Annotated in this window: 15 protein-coding genes and 1 pseudogene; 9 read left to right on the forward strand and 7 right to left on the reverse strand. The window is 73.4% G+C overall.

The window, feature by feature from the left end; translation table 11 throughout:
* Positions 1–40: 40 nt before the first annotated feature.
* Together sph and ABZ924_RS18745 are read right to left on the reverse strand one after the other, a co-directional pair.
* Positions 41–1030, reverse strand: coding sequence for a sphingomyelin phosphodiesterase (gene sph, locus ABZ924_RS18740; RefSeq protein ID WP_361910512.1), 990 nt, complete (start codon positions 1028–1030; stop codon positions 41–43).
* Between the two features lie 129 nt (positions 1031–1159).
* A complete protein-coding gene (locus ABZ924_RS18745; protein ID WP_361910515.1) occupies positions 1160–2191 on the reverse strand; it encodes an aminoglycoside phosphotransferase family protein in 1032 nt (343 codons plus the stop codon).
* A gap of 162 nt (positions 2192–2353) precedes the next feature.
* Between ABZ924_RS18745 and ABZ924_RS18750 the strand changes: the two genes are divergently transcribed.
* A complete protein-coding gene (locus ABZ924_RS18750) occupies positions 2354–3262 on the forward strand; it encodes an oxygenase MpaB family protein (protein ID WP_361910517.1) in 909 nt (302 codons plus the stop codon).
* A gap of 81 nt (positions 3263–3343) precedes the next feature.
* Here the strand turns inward: ABZ924_RS18750 and ABZ924_RS18755 are convergent, their stop codons facing one another.
* Positions 3344–4873, reverse strand: coding sequence for a M1 family metallopeptidase (locus tag ABZ924_RS18755; RefSeq protein WP_361910520.1), 1530 nt, complete (start codon positions 4871–4873; stop codon positions 3344–3346).
* 400 nt (positions 4874–5273) lie between these two features.
* Between ABZ924_RS18755 and ABZ924_RS18760 the strand changes: the two genes are divergently transcribed.
* From ABZ924_RS18760 to ABZ924_RS18780, 5 genes are all read left to right on the forward strand, one after another.
* Positions 5274–6140: a hypothetical protein gene (locus tag ABZ924_RS18760; RefSeq protein ID WP_361910523.1), complete on the forward strand. Its 867-nt coding sequence runs from the start codon at positions 5274–5276 to the stop codon at positions 6138–6140.
* A 101-nt stretch (positions 6141–6241) separates the two neighbouring features.
* Complete coding sequence (locus tag ABZ924_RS18765) at positions 6242–8698, forward strand: Tex family protein (RefSeq protein WP_361910526.1); 2457 nt, start codon at positions 6242–6244, stop codon at positions 8696–8698.
* Between the two features lie 290 nt (positions 8699–8988).
* A complete protein-coding gene (locus ABZ924_RS18770; protein WP_361910529.1) occupies positions 8989–9489 on the forward strand; it encodes a hypothetical protein in 501 nt (166 codons plus the stop codon).
* Positions 9479–10687, forward strand: coding sequence for an MAB_1171c family putative transporter (locus ABZ924_RS18775; RefSeq protein WP_361910532.1), 1209 nt, complete (start codon positions 9479–9481; stop codon positions 10685–10687). Before ABZ924_RS18770 ends, ABZ924_RS18775 begins: the two co-directional genes overlap by 11 nt.
* A 7-nt stretch (positions 10688–10694) precedes the next feature.
* Positions 10695–11468 (forward strand): SDR family oxidoreductase, encoded by a 774-nt coding sequence (locus ABZ924_RS18780; RefSeq protein ID WP_361910535.1) that lies wholly within the window; start codon positions 10695–10697, stop codon positions 11466–11468.
* Positions 11469–11474: 6 nt separating this feature from the next.
* On the opposite strand, the gene ABZ924_RS18785 is transcribed toward ABZ924_RS18780, so the two are convergent.
* Positions 11475–13112: an ABC-F family ATP-binding cassette domain-containing protein gene (locus ABZ924_RS18785; protein WP_361910538.1), complete on the reverse strand. Its 1638-nt coding sequence runs from the start codon at positions 13110–13112 to the stop codon at positions 11475–11477.
* Between the two features lie 93 nt (positions 13113–13205).
* Here ABZ924_RS18785 and ABZ924_RS18790 point away from each other — a divergent pair, with 93 nt between their 5' ends.
* Positions 13206–14180 carry a GlxA family transcriptional regulator gene (locus tag ABZ924_RS18790; protein ID WP_361910541.1) on the forward strand — a complete coding sequence of 325 codons (975 nt, stop codon included), beginning with the start codon at positions 13206–13208 and terminating at the stop codon, positions 14178–14180.
* Positions 14181–14281: 101 nt separating this feature from the next.
* The gene (locus ABZ924_RS18795) at positions 14282–14917 is read left to right on the forward strand and encodes a DJ-1/PfpI family protein (protein ID WP_361910544.1); all 636 of its coding nucleotides are present in this window, start codon (positions 14282–14284) and stop codon (positions 14915–14917) included.
* Here the strand turns inward: ABZ924_RS18795 and ABZ924_RS18800 are convergent.
* Positions 14895–15641, reverse strand: coding sequence for an enoyl-CoA hydratase/isomerase family protein (locus ABZ924_RS18800; protein WP_361910547.1), 747 nt, complete (start codon positions 15639–15641; stop codon positions 14895–14897). The genes ABZ924_RS18795 and ABZ924_RS18800 overlap by 23 nt on opposite strands.
* 232 nt (positions 15642–15873) lie before the next feature.
* Between ABZ924_RS18800 and ABZ924_RS18805 the strand changes: the two genes are divergently transcribed.
* A complete protein-coding gene (locus tag ABZ924_RS18805; protein WP_361910588.1) occupies positions 15874–16395 on the forward strand; it encodes an ATP-binding protein in 522 nt (173 codons plus the stop codon).
* An 8-nt stretch (positions 16396–16403) separates the two neighbouring features.
* Here the strand turns inward: ABZ924_RS18805 and idi are convergent, their stop codons facing one another.
* Both idi and ABZ924_RS18815 read right to left on the reverse strand, forming a co-directional pair.
* Positions 16404–17003 carry an isopentenyl-diphosphate Delta-isomerase gene (idi, locus tag ABZ924_RS18810; protein ID WP_361910550.1) on the reverse strand — a complete coding sequence of 200 codons (600 nt, stop codon included), beginning with the start codon at positions 17001–17003 and terminating at the stop codon, positions 16404–16406.
* A gap of 129 nt (positions 17004–17132) precedes the next feature.
* A pseudogene (locus tag ABZ924_RS18815) lies at positions 17133–17303 on the reverse strand (transferase); the annotation flags it as partial.
* Between the last annotated feature and the right edge of the window lie 609 nt (positions 17304–17912).

Raw genomic sequence — 17912 nt, forward strand, 5'->3', positions numbered from 1 at the left:
GCCTCCGGCGGGCGGGCGGCCCGCCGGAGGCGCCCGGGGCTCAGCGGCCGATCACCGGGTAGTGGTCGCTGAGGTTGGTGTAGGTGTAGGAGGTGCCCCAGCTGGAGACCGTCCAGGGCGCCGCGTCCTCCTTGACCACGTTGTTCTCCCAGCCCGCCGGGCGGGCGTTGCCCTTGCGGTACAGGACGTAGTCCAGGTCCTCGCGCGGGTCCGTCGGGTAGCGGTAGTTCGCGATCGAGTTGAGGGCCGTGTCGAAGGAGTACGGGTGGCCCGTGCGCGTGTCGGCGCCGGCGAGGTCGGCATTGGCGAGCATGGAGGCGTACTCGGGGGTGCGGGAGTCGACGTTCATGTCGCCCGCGACGATGACCTGCTCGTTCGCCGGGATGTTCTTGGCGTCCAGGAAGGCGTCTATCGCCCTGAACTGCCGGGCCCGCATCTCGGCCGCCTCGCCCGCGGCGCAGCCGGAGTCGGTGGACTGGGCGTGCGTGCCGACCACGTGCACCTTCGTGCCGTTCACGTCCAGGACGACGTAGGCGAAGCCCTTGTTGGACCACCAGTCGGCGCCGCAGGCGTCCTTGTAGACGAACTGCTCCTTGCGGACGATCGGCCACTTGCTGAGGATCGTGACGCCGCCGTCCTCGGGGGTGGTGGAGGAGTAGGAGCCGCCCGTGGCGTCCCAGCCGCTCTTGCTGCGGCCGACGACCGGGGTCTGGTACGGGTACTGCGCCGAGGCGTTGGACTTCAGCGCGTCCGACGCCCCGTTGTCGAAGGCCTCCTGGAGCACGACCACGTCCTTGCCCTGGAAGAAGGACGCCTTGGGGATCTCCGAAGCCCGGTGGTCCTGACCCCAGTTGGGGTAGAGGTTCTTGCTCATCAGGAACACGTTGTACGTCAGGACGCTGAGCCGGGGCGCCGTCGTGCTCTCGGCGGCCTGGGCCGAGGGCGCGGTGGTGGCGGCCAGCGCGGCGGCGGCGACCGAAGCGACGGCCGCCGCGGCGGTGCGGCGACGGCTGGGCTTGGTGTGCGGCATGGGCTCTCCATCAGCGGTGGGGGAGATCGACCCGCACATCCAAGCAGCCGCGGTTACCTCTGGGTAACACCCGGGACAAGACTTTCTGTCCGGCCCGAGGACATCGGGCGCGGATCGTCGTACGGCGACCTACAGGGCGGGTTCCGTCAGCAGCTCCAGGAGCCAACGGGCGCTGTCCGTACCCCCGGTGGAGTCGTCACCCGTCGAGTCGCCGCCGCCCGGCCCCGGGAAGACCCGGCCCCAGGAGCAGGCCCGGCCCAGGGCCCCCAGCCGGTACGCCAGCGACACCGCGCGCCGCAGCTCCGCGGCGGTGGCGCCCGCGCCCGTCCACGGCTCCAGGTAGGCGTCGCGCAGCCGGGGCAGCACCCCGGGCCCGTACCGCTCGCGGGCCGCCCGGGCCGGGACCAGCAGGCTGCAGAACGGGTGCGAGAGGGCCGCGTCGCCCCAGTCGAAGAAGGTGAAGCGGTCCGGCCGCGGCGCGAACAGCTGGCTCTCGTGCAGGTCCGCGTGGTCGAGGGTGTCGGCGATGCCGGTGCCCGCGAGCTCGGCGCACCAGTCCGCCAGCCGGGGCCGCAGCGCGTGCAGCGCCCTGCGCGGGCCGGGCTCCAGCACCGTGTTCGCGTCGAGGAGCCGGTCGAAGACCTCCGGCAGGGCGGCGGTGTGCGCGGCCGGGACGCCGAGGGCCTCGATCCGCCCGGCGTACGGGGTCAGCGCGCGCTGCATCGCCGCGTACCGTCGCAGCGGCTCCTCCCAGGCGCCCGGGTCGGCGGGCCCGCGGTCGAGCACCTCCCGGAACAGGGGGCCGCCGTCGGGCAGCAGCGACCAGCCGCGCCCCTGGTCGACCGCGAGCGGCCGCAGCACGTGCTCGGGCACCCACCCGGCCAGGGCCTCGGCCAGCCCGGCCTCGAAGGCGCTCGCGGGCGGATTGGCCTTGAACCACACGGCCGCGCCGTTGCCTCCACCGTCTCCTTCGACGGTGAGCCGCACCAGCACCGACCACGGCCGCAGCCGCACCGCGCGCGGGCCGCTCTCGTGCAGCCCGTGCGCGGCCAGCTCCCGCCCGGCCCAGTCGAACACCGCCGTGCGCCACGCCTCCTGCTCCCACGGCGTCACCGCCTGCGGGTACTGCCCTCGGTCCACCACGGGGATGTCAGCTCGCATGCGGGCCATGACAGCACCGCGGCCGCCCGGGGTTCCAGCGGATTTCCGCCGCACTGATCACCTCCGCCGTCCGCCGTCCGCCGTCCGCCGTCCCCGTCCTCTGCCGACGGTGATCTTCCGGGCATACTGGATGAACAGAGCACCACGTCCAGGGGGATCCACATGAGCACCACACGGCAGCCGGCCGAGCGGGAACACGGGCGGGCGGGGGCGGCCGCGCGCCGGGGCGAGCCGCGGCCGCCCGCCCCCGGCGGGGTGCTGTGGACCATCTCCGGCGACATCCGGGCGCTGCTGATGCTGCCCGCCGCCTTCACCCTGCAGGTCGCCCACCCCGCCATCGGCGCCGGCGTCGACGAGCACTCGGTGTTCCGCACCGACCCGTGGGGGCGCGGCGAGCGCTCGCTGCGCTCGGTCCAGCTGTGGGTGTACGGCGGGGAGCGGGCCGCCGAGGAGGGCCGCCGGGTCCGCCGCCTGCACAAGGAGATCCAGGGCATCGACACGCGCGGCCGGCGCTACCACTCCCTCGACCCGGCCTGCTACGCCTGGGTCCACGCCACCGGATTCCCGATCTACCTCTACGCCGGGCGCTACCTGCTGCGCCGCTTCACCCCCGCGCAGGAGCGGCAGCTGTACCGGGAATGGCTCCAGGTGGGCCGGATCCTGGGCCTCCACGACCGCGACATGCCGCAGAGCATCGAGGAGTACTGGCCGTACTACCGGCGGATGCTGGCCGAGGAGATCGAGCCGACGAAGGTCGCCCGCGAGCTGGTCGCCACGGACGTGCCGCTGCCGCGGCCCGCGGGCGGCTCCCTGCCCGTACGGCTGCTGCTGCGGCTGGCGTGGCCGGTGCTGCGGGCGGCGTTCCTGCACTTCCGGGCGTTCGTCACCGTCGGCTACATGCCGCCCGACGCCCGGGCCGCGATCGGCCTGGAGTGGACCGAGGCCCAGGAGCGCCGGCTGCGCCGCTTCAGCACGGCCGTGCGGCTGCTCGTACCGCTGCTGCCGGAGCGGCTGCGGTACCTGCCGATCGCCCGGCAGGCGCGGTCCCGGTGGCGCGCCGGCGCCTCGTAAGGGGAACGGCGGACGCCGGCGCGGGGCACAGGACGCGGGCCCGGTCCGCCGGCCGGGCCCGCGTCTGAGTCAATGCCTGGGTCAGTGCCCGTGGCCGCGGGCGTGCTCGCTGTCGTGGATCGCGTTCGTCTCGGCGATCTTCTTCCAGGACTTGGGCTCCACCGGCTCGGCGGCCGGGGCCTGCAGGGAGCGGGCCTTGCCGTTCGCGGCGGCCGGCGGGGCGAAGGCCGGCTTGCCGGGGGTGTAGAGCCAGGTCTCGAACAACTGCGCCAGGGGCTTGTTCGAGATCTTCTCCGCGTACCGGACGAAGTCCCCGACCTTGGCGTTGCCGTAGGCCCGCTCGGTCGGCCAGCCCTTGAGGATCCGGAAGAACGTTTCGTCGCCGACCTCGTTGCGCAGCGCCTGCAGGGCGATCGCGCCGCGGTCGTACACGGCCCCGTGGAACTGGTTGTCCGGGCCCGGGTCACCCGGCTTGACCTGCCAGAAGGGGTCCTCCGCCGGCCGCAGCTGGTACGCCCAGTCCGCGAGCTCCTGCGCGGTGCCCTCGCCCTCCTTCTCCGACCACAGCCACTGGCTGTAGCGGGCGAAGCCCTCGTTGATCCAGATGTCCTTCCAGTTGTCGACGGAGACGCTGTCGCCGAACCACTGGTGGGCCAGCTCGTGCACGACGACCGAGACGTTCGCGCCGTTCGCGAACTGGCGGGGGCTGTAGAACGGGCGGGTCTGGGTCTCCAGCGCGAAGCCGCTCGGCACGTTGGGCACGTACCCGCCCAGCGCGTTGAACGGGTACGGCCCGAAGACGGACTCCTCCCACTCGACGACCTCGCCGGTCCGCTCCACGCTCGCGCGCGCCGCGCCCGCGTTGTCGCCGAGGTCCTTGCTGTATGCGTTGACGATGGGCAGCCCGTTCGCCGTCTTGTCGGTGGTGATGTCGAACTTGCCGATGGCGAGGGTGGCCAGGTACGTGGCCTGCGGCTTGTTGGAGCGCCAGTTGTAGCGGGTCCAGCCCAGCCGCGAACTCTGCGACTGCAGGACGCCGTTGCTGATGGCCTGCGTGCCGTCCGGGACGCTGATGGAGACGTCGAAAGTGGCCTTGTCGAGCGGGTGGTCGTTGCTCGGGAACCACCAGACCGCCGAGTCGGGCTCCTGCGCGGCGACGCCGCCGTCCGGGGTGCGCTGCCAGGCAGACCAGCCGTCCACCTTGAACTCCGAGGGCTTTCCGGCGTACTTGACGACGACGGTCGCCGGGCGGTCCTTCTGCAGCGCCTGGGCGGGGGTCACCTCGAGCTCGTGCGCACCGGAGGCGGCGAACTTGGCCTTGGCGCCGTTGACCCGGATCTCGCTGACCTTCAGCCCGAAGTCCAGGTTGAAGCGGGACAGGTCCTGCTTGGCGGTGGCCAGCAGGGTCGCGGTGCCCTCCAGCAGGTCCGTCTTCGGCTCGTACTTCAGCCGCAGGTCGTAGTGGGACACGTCGTATCCGCCGTTGCCGCTGGCCGGGTAGTAGGAGTCGCCGATACCCGGCGCGCCCGCGGCCGAGCCCGCAGCCGACGCCGGGATCACCAGCAGAAGGGAGGCGGCGAGCACGCTCGGGGCGATGACTTTGCGGTACACGAAGGCTCCAAGGGGTAGAGGAGACGGTTCCGTTCGACCGTATTCACCCCCCGCCTCCCACGTCATGTCCATGGTCCCTGCTGTCACACGATCGCCATTCGGCCGTCACACGGGTGCCCGGCCGCCACGGGCCGGTGGGGCAGGACCGGGGCGTGCGGGCCGCCGGCCGGAGGGGGCCGGGGGCGGGGAGCCCCCGTGACCATTGCCCGCAGAAGCCGCATCCGGGGCAGCGGACCGGCCGCCTCCGGGCCGGGGCCGCGCGGGAGAACGGCCGGAAAGCGCGCTCCGGGCGGGGCGCTGCGGGCCGCCGAGCGGCCGCTGAGGGCTGCCGAGGGCTGCCGAGGTGGCCCGGCGGGATCCGGCCTGTTCTACATACTGAGCAGTCGGTAACCTGGCCGGCATGACGCTTCCCGAGCACGCCGCCCGCCACGCGTGGCACGCCGCGATCAACCCGCTCCACTCGACCGTGTACTTCTCGCCGGAGCTCCCGGAGGAGTTCGCCGCCCTCGGCGTCACGGACCGCTCCACCGCGACCCTCGCCTCCCGCGCGGCCGCCCTGGGGGCCGTCGGCGCCGGCACGGTGACCGCCACCTTCTACAACTACCGCCACGACTTCCTGGCCCGGCACCTGCCCGCCGTCTGGGACACCATCACGCCCGAGCAGGCCGTCGCCGCCCGCCTGCGCGCCGCCGACCGCACCCTGCGCCGCCTCCTCGGCGAGGAGACCGTGAAGTCCGCCGAGCTCGCCGAGGCCGCCGAGCTGGCCCTGCGCGCCACCGAGGCCTGTACCCGGCACGCCCGCACCCTCTACTCCGCCCACGCCGACCTGCCCGTGCCCGAGGAGGCGCACCTGCGCCTGTGGTACGCCACCACCCTGCTGCGCGAGCACCGCGGCGACGGCCACGTCGCCGCCCTCCTGCTCGCCGGCCTCGACCCGCTGGAGGCCCTGGTCAGCCACTCCGCCACGGGCCGCGGCATGACCGCCAAGTGGATCAAGGCCATCCGCGGCTGGGAGCAGTCCGACCTGGACGCCGCCGTCGAGCGGCTGCGCTCGCGCGGCATCCTCGACGCCGCCGGCGAGCTCACCGCCGAGGGCAAGGCGGTGCGCGAGCGCCTGGAGACCGAGACCGACCGCCTCGACGCGGCCCCGTACGAGCACCTCGGCGCCCGGGGCCTGGCCCGTCTCGCCGAGCTCGGCGGCGGCTTCGTCGCGACGGCCGTCGCCGCGGGCGCCTTCCCCTCCGACGCCTTCGGCAAGGCGGCCTGACGGCCGGACCGCCGACCGGCGCGGGGCTCCCGTACGCCGTCACCGCCACCTGCCACAATGGGCAGCCGTCCAGTGCACAACGAAGGCAGGCGGGACCGATCGTGACGACGTCCATCGAAGGCAGGATCGCCGAGGAACTCGGCGTACGGGAGCGGCAGGTCAAGGCCGCAGTCGAGCTGCTCGACGGCGGCTCCACCGTCCCGTTCATCGCGCGCTACCGCAAGGAAGCGACCGAGATGCTCGACGACGCCCAGCTGCGCACCCTCGAGGAGCGGCTGCGGTATCTGCGCGAGCTGGAGGACCGGCGCGCGGCCATCCTGGAGTCGGTGCGGGAGCAGGGCAAGCTCGACGCCGAGCTGGAGGCCCGGATCAACGCGGCCGACACCAAGGCCCGGCTGGAGGACATCTACCTCCCGTTCAAGCCCAAGCGGCGCACCAAGGCCCAGATCGCCCGCGAGGCCGGCCTGGAGCCGCTCGCCGACGGCCTGCTCGCCGACCCGTCGGTGGAGCCGGCCGCCGCCGCGGCCGCGTTCGTCGACGCCGACAAGGGCGTGGCCGACCCGGCCGCCGCCCTGGAGGGCGCCCGCGCCATCCTCACCGAGCGCTTCGGCGAGGACGCCGACCTCATCGGCGAGCTGCGCGAGCGCATGTGGGGCCGCGGCCGGCTCGCCGCGAAGGTCCGCGAGGGCAAGGAGGAGGCAGGCGCCAAGTTCGCCGACTACTTCGACTTCGCCGAGCCGTTCACCGCGCTGCCCTCGCACCGCGTCCTCGCCATGCTGCGCGGCGAGAAGGAGGACGTCCTCGACCTCACCCTGGAGCCGGAGGCCCCCGAGGACGCGGCCGCGCCCGGCCCCTCCTCGTACGAGGGCATGATCGCCCGGCGCTTCGGGGTCGCCGACCGCGGCCGGCCCGGCGACAAGTGGCTGGCCGACACGGTCCGCTGGGCCTGGCGCACGAAGATCCAGGTGCACCTGGGGATCGACCTGCGGATGCGGCTGCGCTCCGCCGCCGAGGACGAGGCCGTACGGGTCTTCGCGGCGAACCTGCGCGACCTGCTGCTCGCGGCCCCCGCCGGCACCCGCGCAACGCTCGGCCTGGACCCGGGCTTCCGCACCGGTGTGAAGGTCGCCGTCGTGGACGCCACCGGCAAGGTCGTGGCCACCGACGTGATCCACCCGCACGTTCCGGCCAACCGGTGGGACGAGGCCCTCGCCAAACTCGCCCGCCTGGCCGAGGAGCACGCGGTCGAGCTCGTCGCCATCGGCAACGGCACCGCCTCCCGTGAGACGGACAAGCTCGCCGGAGAGCTGATCTCCCGCCACCCCGAGCTGAAGCTGACCAAGGTGATGGTCTCCGAGGCGGGCGCCTCCGTGTACTCGGCCTCCGCCTTCGCCTCGCAGGAGCTCCCCGACCTCGACGTGTCGCTGCGCGGTGCGGTCTCGATCGCCCGGCGCCTGCAGGACCCGCTCGCCGAACTCGTCAAGATCGACCCCAAGTCGATCGGTGTCGGGCAGTACCAGCACGACCTGTCCGAGGTGAAGCTCTCGCGCTCCCTCGACGCGGTGGTCGAGGACTGCGTCAACGGCGTCGGCGTCGACGTCAACACCGCCTCCGCGCCGCTGCTCGCGCGGGTCTCCGGCATCAGCGGCGGCCTCGCCGAGAACATCGTGGCCCACCGTGACGCCAACGGCCCCTTCCGCAGCCGCAAGGCGCTCAAGGACGTGGCCCGGCTCGGCCCGAAGGCGTACGAGCAGTGCGCGGGCTTCCTGCGGATCCGCGGCGGCGACGACCCGCTGGACTTCTCCAGCGTGCACCCCGAGGCGTACCCGGTCGTCCGCACCATGGCCAAGACCGTCGGCAGCGAGGTCGCGGCCCTCATCGGCAACACCGGCACGCTGCGCTCCCTGAAGCCGGAGCAGTTCGTCACCGAGGCCTTCGGCCTGCCGACCGTGACGGACATCCTGCGCGAGCTGGAGAAGCCGGGCCGCGACCCGCGCCCCGCGTTCAGGACGGCCGCGTTCAAGGAGGGCGTCGAGAAGATCGGCGACCTGGCCCCCGGCATGATCCTGGAGGGCGTCGTCACCAACGTGGCCGCCTTCGGCGCCTTCATCGACATCGGCGTCCACCAGGACGGCCTGGCGCACGTCTCCGCGCTGTCGAAGAACTTCGTCAAGGATCCGCGCGAGGTGGTCAAGCCCGGCGACATCGTCCGCGTGAAGGTGCTGGACGTGGACATCCCGCGCAAGCGGATCTCCCTCACCCTGCGCCTGGAGGACGAGGCCGGCCGCGCGGGCGGCGCCGCTGCACCGCGCCAGCGCGAGGACCGCCAGGACCGCCGCGGCGGCGGTCGGCCCCCGCAGCAGCGCGGCAACCAGAGCGGCCAGAACCGCGGCCAGGCCCGCGGCCAGGGCGGCCAGGGCGGCCAGGGCGGCCAGGGCGAGGGCGCCCGACGCCAGGGCCAGGCCGGCGGCGCCCCCGCACCCGCGAACAGCGCCATGGCCGACGCCCTCCGCCGAGCAGGCCTCACCGGCACCCCCGAGAACCGCCGCAAGCGGTAGCGGCGCCGGGAGCGGCGGTGACCACGGGGGCGGCGGTTCCTCGTCACCACAACGCGCGCGGGAGGTCGGCAGGTTTGGCCGAATAGGGCCCCCACCTGGGGTCTTGTCTTGCCAATTGCCGCAGAAGATCGGTAGGCATGGTGGAACGCCCGTTCGTCGTCAGGCGGACGGGCTTCCGTTTCCCCTCAGGACCGCACTCCTCCGAGGCCTTCTTGATGGCACAGGACGTCATGCCCATGCCTGCTCATGCCTACCGACGCTGCCCGCGAAAGGGTCCGAAGAGGGATCACATGCGCCACTCGCAACTCGGCCTCCGCAAAAGGTGCGAGAAGATTCTCGGCCATCTGGATCTGACCCATCCGTTCTCCCTCGACGCGCTGTGCGCCCGCATAGCCGAACAGCGGGGCCGCCCCATCCGGCTGCACCCGCTCCCCAAGGAGGCGGCGGAGTCCGGGGTCTGCGGCCTGTGGGTGGGGACCGCCGGGGTCGACTACGTCTTCTACGAGGCCCAGACCACCCCGCTGCACCGCGAGCACATCGTGCTCCACGAGCTCGGGCACATCCTGTTCGGCCACCACTCGCTGGAGGGCGAGGACAACGACGGCCAGGTCCCCGTCGTCCTCGGACGCACCAACTACACCACCCGCCAGGAGCAGGAGGCGGAGATGCTCGCCAGTATGATCCGCATCCGCACGGCCGCCCCCTGCCCGCAGGCGGCCGCCGAAGCGAGCGGCACCCTCGCCCGGCTGGAGTCTGCCATGGGGTACGAGTGGGGCAACCGTGGCCGCTGAGCTCCTGGCACTCGGCGACCGGCTCGCCGTGCCCAGCGTCGTCTGCCTGTGGATCGCGGTCCTGCTGCGTGCCCCCGGCGCCCTGCGCTCCCCGCAGCAGCGAGGCCTGTGGCTCGCCGTGGCCACCGCGGCCGCCGCGATGACCCTGAACCTGCCCGCCGTCGTCACGTACGCGATGCGCGACCAGACGTACGCGCACACCGTCGGCCTCGTCCGCAACCTCATCGGCGTGCTGTCCGCCGGTGCCGTCGTCTACTTCGTCGCCGCCACCACCCGCGGCCGCACCCTCCAACTCGCCGCCTGGATGGGCACGGTGGCCTGGCTGACCGTCCTCGTCGTCCTCGACATGGGGGCGCCGCGGCACGGCACGCACACCATGCCCCCGCACGGCGACCCGGTCCCCTCCCTCGCCTACTGGCTGTTCCTGATCGCCGCGCACACGCTCGCCAACACCACCTGCGTCTTCCTGTGCTGGCGCTACAGCCGCCGCACCGAGAGCCGCGGCCTCGCGGCCGGCCTGCTGCTGTTCGGCCTCGGGACCGCCCTGGCCGGGCTGTTCTGGATCGCCTACCTCTTCAAGGCGCTGTTCGGCAGCACCTGGGCCATGCCCGCCCTGCCCCTGATGATGAACCTGCACGGGCTGCTGCGCGCCGCCGCGATCCTGGTGCCGACCGTGTTCGCCCTGCGCCGCAGCACTGCGGACATCGCCACCGCCTGGCGGCTGTGGCCGCTGTGGCACGACCTGGTCCGCGCCGTCCCGCACGTCGCCCTCACCAAGCCCCGGGCGGGCCGGTTCCTGGAGCTGCTGTGGCCGCCGTTCCCGCGCAACCTGCTGGTGTACCGCAAGGTCATCGAGACCCGCGACGCGATCCTGATCCTCGGCGAGTACGTCGCCCCCGGCATCCCCGAACGCGCCCGCAACCACATCGGCCTGAGCGGGATCCCCGAGCAGCGGCGCACAGCGGCCGAGCTGGCCTGCGTACTGAAGGAGGCGCGCGCGGCGAAGCTCGCCGGGCTGCCCGGGCAGCAGCAGCCCGGGCAGGCCTCCGCCTGGGAGCTGCCGGCCGCGGTGCAGACCGCCGGCGAGGACGGCGCGCTGGAGGACGAGGCCCGCTTCCTCGTCGACGTGGCCCGGGCCTATGCCTCGCCGGCGACCATCGCCTTCGCCCTGCCGAACCACCACGACTCCGGGAAGTGACGCCGCCTTGACCACCGTTCTGATCACCGGGGCCAGTGCCGGCCTCGGTGCGGCCTTCGCCCGCGGCTTCGCGGCCAGGGGCTGCGACCTCGTCCTCGTCGCCCGCGACAAGGACCGCCTGCACGCCGTGGCCCGCGAGCTGGGCCGGGAGTTCGCCACGGCCTGCGAGGTGCTGCCCGCCGACCTGTTGGACGAGGACGGCTGCGGCGAGGTCGCCGAGCGGCTCGCCGATCCGGCCCGGCCCGTGGACGTCCTGGTCAACAACGCCGGTTTCGGCCTGCCCGCACCGTTCCCCTACAGCCCCGTCGAGGACGAGGAGCGGATGCTCGACCTGCTCGTCAGGGTCCCGCTGCGGCTCACCCACGCCGTGCTGCCGGGGCTGCGCGAGCGGCGCCGCGGGGCCGTGCTGAACGTGTCCTCGGTGGCCGGACTGCTGCCGACCGGCACGTACGGGGCCGCCAAGGCCTGGGTCACCGCGTTCAGCGAGTCCCTGCGGGTCGACATGGCCCCGTACGGGGTCCGGGTGCTCGCGGTGGTGCCCGGCTTCACCCGCACCGAGTTCCAGGCCCGCGCCGGCATGGACGTCAGCTCCCTGCGCGAGGCGGTGTGGCTGGAGCCGGAGGACGTCGTCGCCAAGGCCCTGCGCGACCTGGCCCTGCGCCGCCCGGTCAGCATCACCGGCCGGCGCTACCAGGCGTACGCCCTGGCCGCCCGGCACCTGCCGCGCGGCTTCGTGGCCCGCAGGATGGCCCGCACCCGCCGCCCGCCCGCCGGGCTGTAACGGCCGCTAGAGCTCGACGACCTTGCCGTCGGCGACCTGCAGGCGGCGGGTCACCCGGACCGCGTCCAGCATCCGCCGGTCGTGCGTGACGAGCAGCAGCGTGCCCTCGTACGCCTCCAGGGCCGATTCCAACTGCTCGATCGCCGGCAGGTCCAGGTGGTTGGTCGGCTCGTCCAGCACCAGCAGGTTCACCCCGCGGCCCTGGAGCAGCGCCAGGGCCGCCCGGGTGCGCTCGCCGGGGGAGAGCGTGGCCGCCGGGCGCAGTACGTGCGCCGCCTTCAGGCCGAACTTCGCCAGCAGGGTCCGCACGTCGGCCGGCTCGGTGTCCGGGACCGCCGCGCAGAACGCCTCCAGCAGCGATTCCTCGCCGAGGAACAGGCCGCGTGCCTGGTCCACCTCGCCGACCAGCACGCCCGAACCGAGCGATGCCGCACCGGAGTCCGGGGCCAGCCGGCCCAGCAGCAGCGCCAACAGGGTCGACTTGCCCGCGCCGTTGGCACCGGTGATCGCCACCCGGTCCGCCCAGTCGATCTGCAGGCTCGCCGGGCCGAAGGAGAACTCCCCGCGCTTGACGGCCGCCTCGCGCAGGGTGGCCACCACGGACCCGGACCGCGGGGCCGCCGCGATCTCCATCCGCAGCTCCCACTCCTTGCGGGGCTCCTCGACGACCTCCAGCCGCTCGATGGCGCGCTGCGTCTGGCGGGCCTTGGCGGCCTGCTTCTCGCTCGACTCGCCGCGCAGCTTGCGGCCGATCTTGTCGTTGTCGGTGGCCTTGCGGCGGGCGTTGCGCACGCCCTTGTCCATCCAGTTGCGCTGCATCAGGGCCCGGCCCTCGAGGGCGGCGCGCTTGTCGGCGTACTCCTCGTACTCCTCGCGGGCGTGCGAGCGGGCCCGCTCCCGCTCCTCGAGGTACGACTCGTAGCCGCCGCCGTACAGGTTGATCTGCTGCTGGGCCAGGTCGAGTTCGAGCACCTTGGTGACGGTCCGCGCGAGGAACTCGCGGTCGTGGCTGATCACGACGGTACCCGCCCGCAGGCCGGTGACGAAGCGCTCCAGGCGCTCCAGCCCGTCCAGGTCGAGGTCGTTGGTCGGCTCGTCGAGCAGGAACACGTCGTAGCGGGACAGCAGCAGCGAGGCGAGGCCCGCGCGGGCCGCCTGCCCGCCCGAGAGACCGGTCATGGGCATGTCCAGGCTCACGGCGAGGCCGAGCTCGTCGGCGACCTCCTGGGCCCGCTCGTCGAGGTCGGCGCCGCCCAGGTTCAGCCAGTGGTCCAGCGCCGTGGCGTACGCGTCGTCCGCGCCCGGTGTGCCGTCCACCAGTCCCTGCGTCGCCGCGTCCAGCGCCGCCTGGGCGGCGGCCACACCGGTGCGCCGGGTCAGGAAGTCCCGTACGGACTCCTCCGGGCGGCGCTCCGGCTCCTGCGGCAGATGGCCGACGGCCGCCCCGGGCGGGGACAGGCGCAGCTCGCCGCTCTCGGCGGTGTCCAGGCCGGCGAGCAGGCGCAGCAGGGTGGACTTCCCGGCGCCGTTCACGCCGACGAGGCCGATGACGTCGCCCGGCGCGACGACCAGGTCCAGATCGGCGAAGAGGGTGCGCTCGCCGTGCGCGGCGGTCAGGTTCTTGGCGACGAGGGTTGCAGTCATGGTCCGCAAATCCTATCCGCGCCCCCGCGCCATGGCAGTAAAGGTGGGATCCCCGTCATTGCAGCCATCCGCCCGCTCTCACACCATGGGGTCATGTCGTCGCGAAACGTGCTCGTCGTCCTCTACGACGGGCTCCAGAGCCTGGACGTGAGCGGTCCCGTGGAGGTCTTCGCCGCGGTGTCCCGCTTCCCCGGCGAGGCGGGCTACACCATCCGCACGGCCTCACCGGGCGGCGCCCCGGTCCGCACCTGCAGCGGGCTCACCCTGGTCCCGGACGGGGACCTGGAGAGCGAGCGCCCCGGCCCGGCGACGACCCTGATCGTGCCCGGCGGCCGCTTCACGGGGGACTTCGAGCCGCGGCTCACCGACTGGCTGCGCACCCACGGGGGTGGAGCGCAGCGGCTGGTGTCCGTGTGCACGGGCGGGCTGATCCTCGCCGAGGCCGGCCTCCTCGACGGCCGCCGCGCCACGACGCACTGGGGCATGTGCGACCGCATGGCCCAGAGGTATCCGCGCGTCACCATCGAACGGGACCCGATCTACGTCCGGGACGGCCCGGTGTCCACCTCCGCCGGCGTCACGGCGGGCATCGACCTCGCCCTGGCCCTGGTGGAGGAGGACCACGGCCGCGAGCTCGCCCTGAAGATCGCCCGCCAGCTGGTCGTCTTCCTGAGGCGCCCCGGCAACCAGGCGCAGTTCAGCGCCCAGCTGGCGGCCCAGACGGCCCGGCGCGAGCCGCTGCGCGAGGTCCAGCACTGGATCACCGAACACCCCGGCGCGGACCTGAGCGTGGAGGCCCTGGCCGCCCGCGCACGGCTCTCGCCCCGCCACTTCGCCCGCGCCTTCCAGGCCGAGACCGGTGTGACACCGGGCCGGTACGTGGAGCGCGTCCGGGTGGAGCACGCCCGGCGGCTGCTGGAGGACAGCGCCGAGGGCGTGGCCCAGATCGCCCGGGCCTGCGGCTACGGCACCCCGGAAGCCCTCCGCCGCGCCTTCGTCAAAGCCCTGGGCCAACCCCCCACGGAATACCGCCGCCGCTTCGGCCGATCCAGCCCCGCCGGCGTTTGAGGCGCGGGGACCCGGGGGCAGCGCCCCCGCAACGGCGCCGCAGACAAACGTGCACCCACGCACCCCGCCACCCGTCCAACCCGACCCGCTCCGGAGGAGACATGCAGATCGCCGTCCTGCTCTACAACGGCCTCACCACACTCGACGCCATCGGCCCCTACGAAACCCTCGGCCGCCTCCCCGGCGCGGAGACCGTGTTCGTCGCCGAGCACCCCGGCCCCGTGCGCAACGACACCGACCAGCTCTCCCTGGTGGCCGACAAGGGCCTGGACGAGGTGACCCGCCCGGACATCGTCATCGTCCCGGGCACCCCGCACCCCGAGCAGCACATGGCCAACCCCGTCCTGCAGGAGTGGCTGCGCGCGGTCGACGCCACCACCACCTGGACCACGTCCGTCTGCTCCGGCTCGCTCCTGCTCGCCGCCGCCGGCCTCCTCGACGGCCGCCGCGCCGCCTGCCACTGGCTCTTCCTCGACCGGCTGCCCGCCTTCGGCGCCGAGCCGACGGGCGAGCGGGTCGTGTTCGACGGCAAGTACGTCACGGCCGCCGGGGTCTCCTCCGGCATCGACATGGGCCTGACCCTCCTCGGCCGGATCGCCGGCGACGAGTACGCCCAGACCGTCCAGCTGATGACCGAGTACGACCCGCAGCCGCCGTACGACGCGGGCTCGCCGGCCAAGGCCCCGGCCGAGATCGTCGCCCGGATGCGCGCGCTCAGCCCGGCACGGTCCAGCTGAACGACGGCGTACGGCGCTCCAGGAATGCGGCGACGCCCTCCGCGGTGTCGCCGCTCGCGGCCGCCTGCCCGGCCCAGTACGCGTCGCGGTCGGTGCGCCCGTCCGCGAACTCCTTGGCGGCGGCCTGGGTCAGCTGCGAGCGGCCCACGAGGATCCGCCCGAACTCCGCGACCCGCTTCTCCAGCCGCCCCTCGGGCAGGAGCTCGTTCAGGAAACCGGCCCGAAGGGCGTGCCGGGCATCGATCAACTCGGCCGAGAACAGCAGGTACTTGGCGGTGGCCGGGCCGACCAGCCCGGCGAGCCGCCGGGTCGAGGAGGACGGGTAGACGATGCCCAGCCTCGCCGGGGTCACCCCGAACGAGGCGCCCTCCTCCGCGAACCGCAGATCGCACGCGGCGGCCAACTGGCTGCCGCCGCCCACGCAGAACCCGCGGATCGCCGCGATCGTCGGCTTCGGGAAGGCGGCCAGGGCCTCCTCCGCCGCGACGGCCAGGGCCTGCGGGTCCTCGTCGCCGGTGAGGGAGGAGATGTCGGCCCCCGCGCAGAAGGTCGGGCCGGCGCCGGTGAGGACGAGCACCCGGACCGCCGGATCGGCGGCGAGGTCTGCCAGCAGCTCCGGCAGCGCCCGCCACATCGCGGCCGTCATGGCGTTGCGCTTGGCGGGGTGCGAGATGACCACCGTCGCGATCCCGTCGGAGACGTCGTGCAGGAGGGCTGCGTCCATGCGCCGGATGCTATCCCGGGCGGCCGTTCGCACGTGATCGGGACCTTCTTCCGCCTCGCCCTGCTGCGTCCCGCGGAAGGCCAGGAACCGCTCAACAACTGACGCTGTCATACGCCCGCGGTCAAAAAGCGTCCGATAGGCGCCGAGTTATGGTCAGCGGTCCGGTCCGGACCAGCCCGTTCCCCACTCTGGACGCGTGGAGACGATCGAGTGCGAAGGACGGGGCGGGAACATGGACATCAGCGGGAGCGTCCCGCAGGCCAAGGTGGGTGAGCCGGAGGCACCGGCCGGCCCACTCGCGTACGAAGGCGTGTGGCGGTTCACCGTGCCCGCTCTAGAAGAATCCGTTCCGCAGGCGCGCCGGGCGGTGCGCGACCTGCTGGGCCGCCAGGGCGTCCCCGCCGACCGGGACCTGGTGTACTCGCTGCTGCTGATCGTCTCCGAGCTGGTGACGAACTCGGTCCGGCACGCGGCCCTGCTCTCGCCGGAGGTCGCGGTCGAGGTCGCGATCGGCCGGGCCTGGGTACGGGTGGCGGTCGAGGACAACCACCCGTACCGGCCCAAGGCACTGGAGGCGGACTTCGGCCAGACCGGCGGCCGCGGGCTGCTGCTGGTGCGCGAGATCACGCGCGAGGCCGGCGGGGTATGCGACGTGGAGCACACCTCGACCGGCGGCAAGGTCATCTGGGCGGCCCTGCCGCTCGCCGGCCCGGCCGCCCCGGCGCCGGTCCCGAGCCCGGGGCCGGCGCACTGACACCCGGCCTACCAGCCCGCCGCTTCGCCCGTCAGCTCGCGGATCGCGGGCCGGGCCGCGTCCAGCACGGTCATGAACCACGCCGAGAACGGCGCCTGCGCATGCCGCTTGGCGAGCTCGTCGGCGGTGACGAACGCGGTGTCCGCGACCTCGTCCGGATCGGGCCGCAGCGCCGCCTGCGCGAGTCCCACGAACAGGTGGTTGTACTCCTGCTCCACCAGACCCGACGCGGGGTCCGGGTGGTTGTAGCGCACCGTCCCCGCCTCCGCGAGCAGCGACGGCGACAGGCCGAGCTCCTCGTGGGTGCGCCGGGCCGCCGCCGCGAAGGGCGACTCGCCGGGGTAGGGGTGGCCGCAGCACGTGTTCGACCAGACACCGGGGGAGTGGTACTTCCCGAGGGCCCGCTGCTGGAGCAGCAGGCGGCCCTGCTCGTCGAAGAGGAACACGGAGAAGGCCCGGTGCAGCAGGCCGGGCGCCTGATGGGCGGAGAGCTTCTCCGCCGTGCCGATCGTGTTCCCGGACTCGTCGACCAGTTCGAGCATGATCGGTTCTTGAGTACCGGTGCCGTGGGGCGCGCTGTTCGCGGCGGTGGCTGGTGTGGTCGGCATACCCATCCTTCGAATCGGACTCCGGCCTTCAGTCTGCCGTACAAGAGAGGCTTGTCCCCACTTCGGAGATCCGCGCATGTCTGCCCCCCGACGCGTGGTAAGCGGCGAGGGGCAGATCACACCGCCGCGTCAGATGCCGAAGGGGGCCGGGTACGTGATCGTGCCCCGCGGCACCGGTACGGAACCGTCGAGCACCAGCGCCGTCATCGCCTCGTCCGGAACCTCGAAGGGCGCCCGGATCCCGAAGCGCGAGGCCGGCACGAACCCGAAGCGCGGGTAGTACGCGGGATGCCGTAGTACTCGTCCCAGTCGGAGTCCGGCAGCCGGTGCACCCCCAGGACCCGGTAGCCGGCCGCCTGTGCGGCGGCGATGTTGTGAGCCGTGGAGCGCAGCAGGTACTCGGCGTCCCGGAAGGCGCGGGCCCGGGCCGGCGGCTCGGCGACCGCCCACTCCCACTCGGTCAGCACGAGCGTGGCGAGGAACGCGTCGACGAAGGCGGCGCGGGAGAAGGAAGGAGCAGAGGAAGCGGAACCGGAGTGGCCGGTCAAGGCGATCCCTTGGGAAGGGGCCCCGGCCGGCGGACCGGATCGCTGCGATCAGGCCCGGCCGGAAGCCCGCGGGAAGGCGGGGACGTACCGGAGCTCGCTGCGCACGGCAGCGACCACTGCGACGGTCATCGACCCACCTCATCTTTCCCGGCGCCTTCTGCGCCCGGCGTGACCTCGGCCACCCTGGCACCGGGGGGTTTGTCGGACCTCGGCGTGATCGCGGATGATGATCGCGCCGAACTGGGCCGTCCCGCCCGCCGTCCCGGCTGCCGCCCGGCCGGGCCGCTCGATTTTCGGCTTATCGGGGGGCAAACGGGTGGTGAACCCCCGCTTCCATTCATCCGATAGCCTCTGCCGACGT

The sequence above is a fragment of the Streptomyces sp. NPDC046876 genome (assembly GCF_040645035.1).
Classification (GTDB): domain Bacteria; phylum Actinomycetota; class Actinomycetes; order Streptomycetales; family Streptomycetaceae; genus Streptomyces.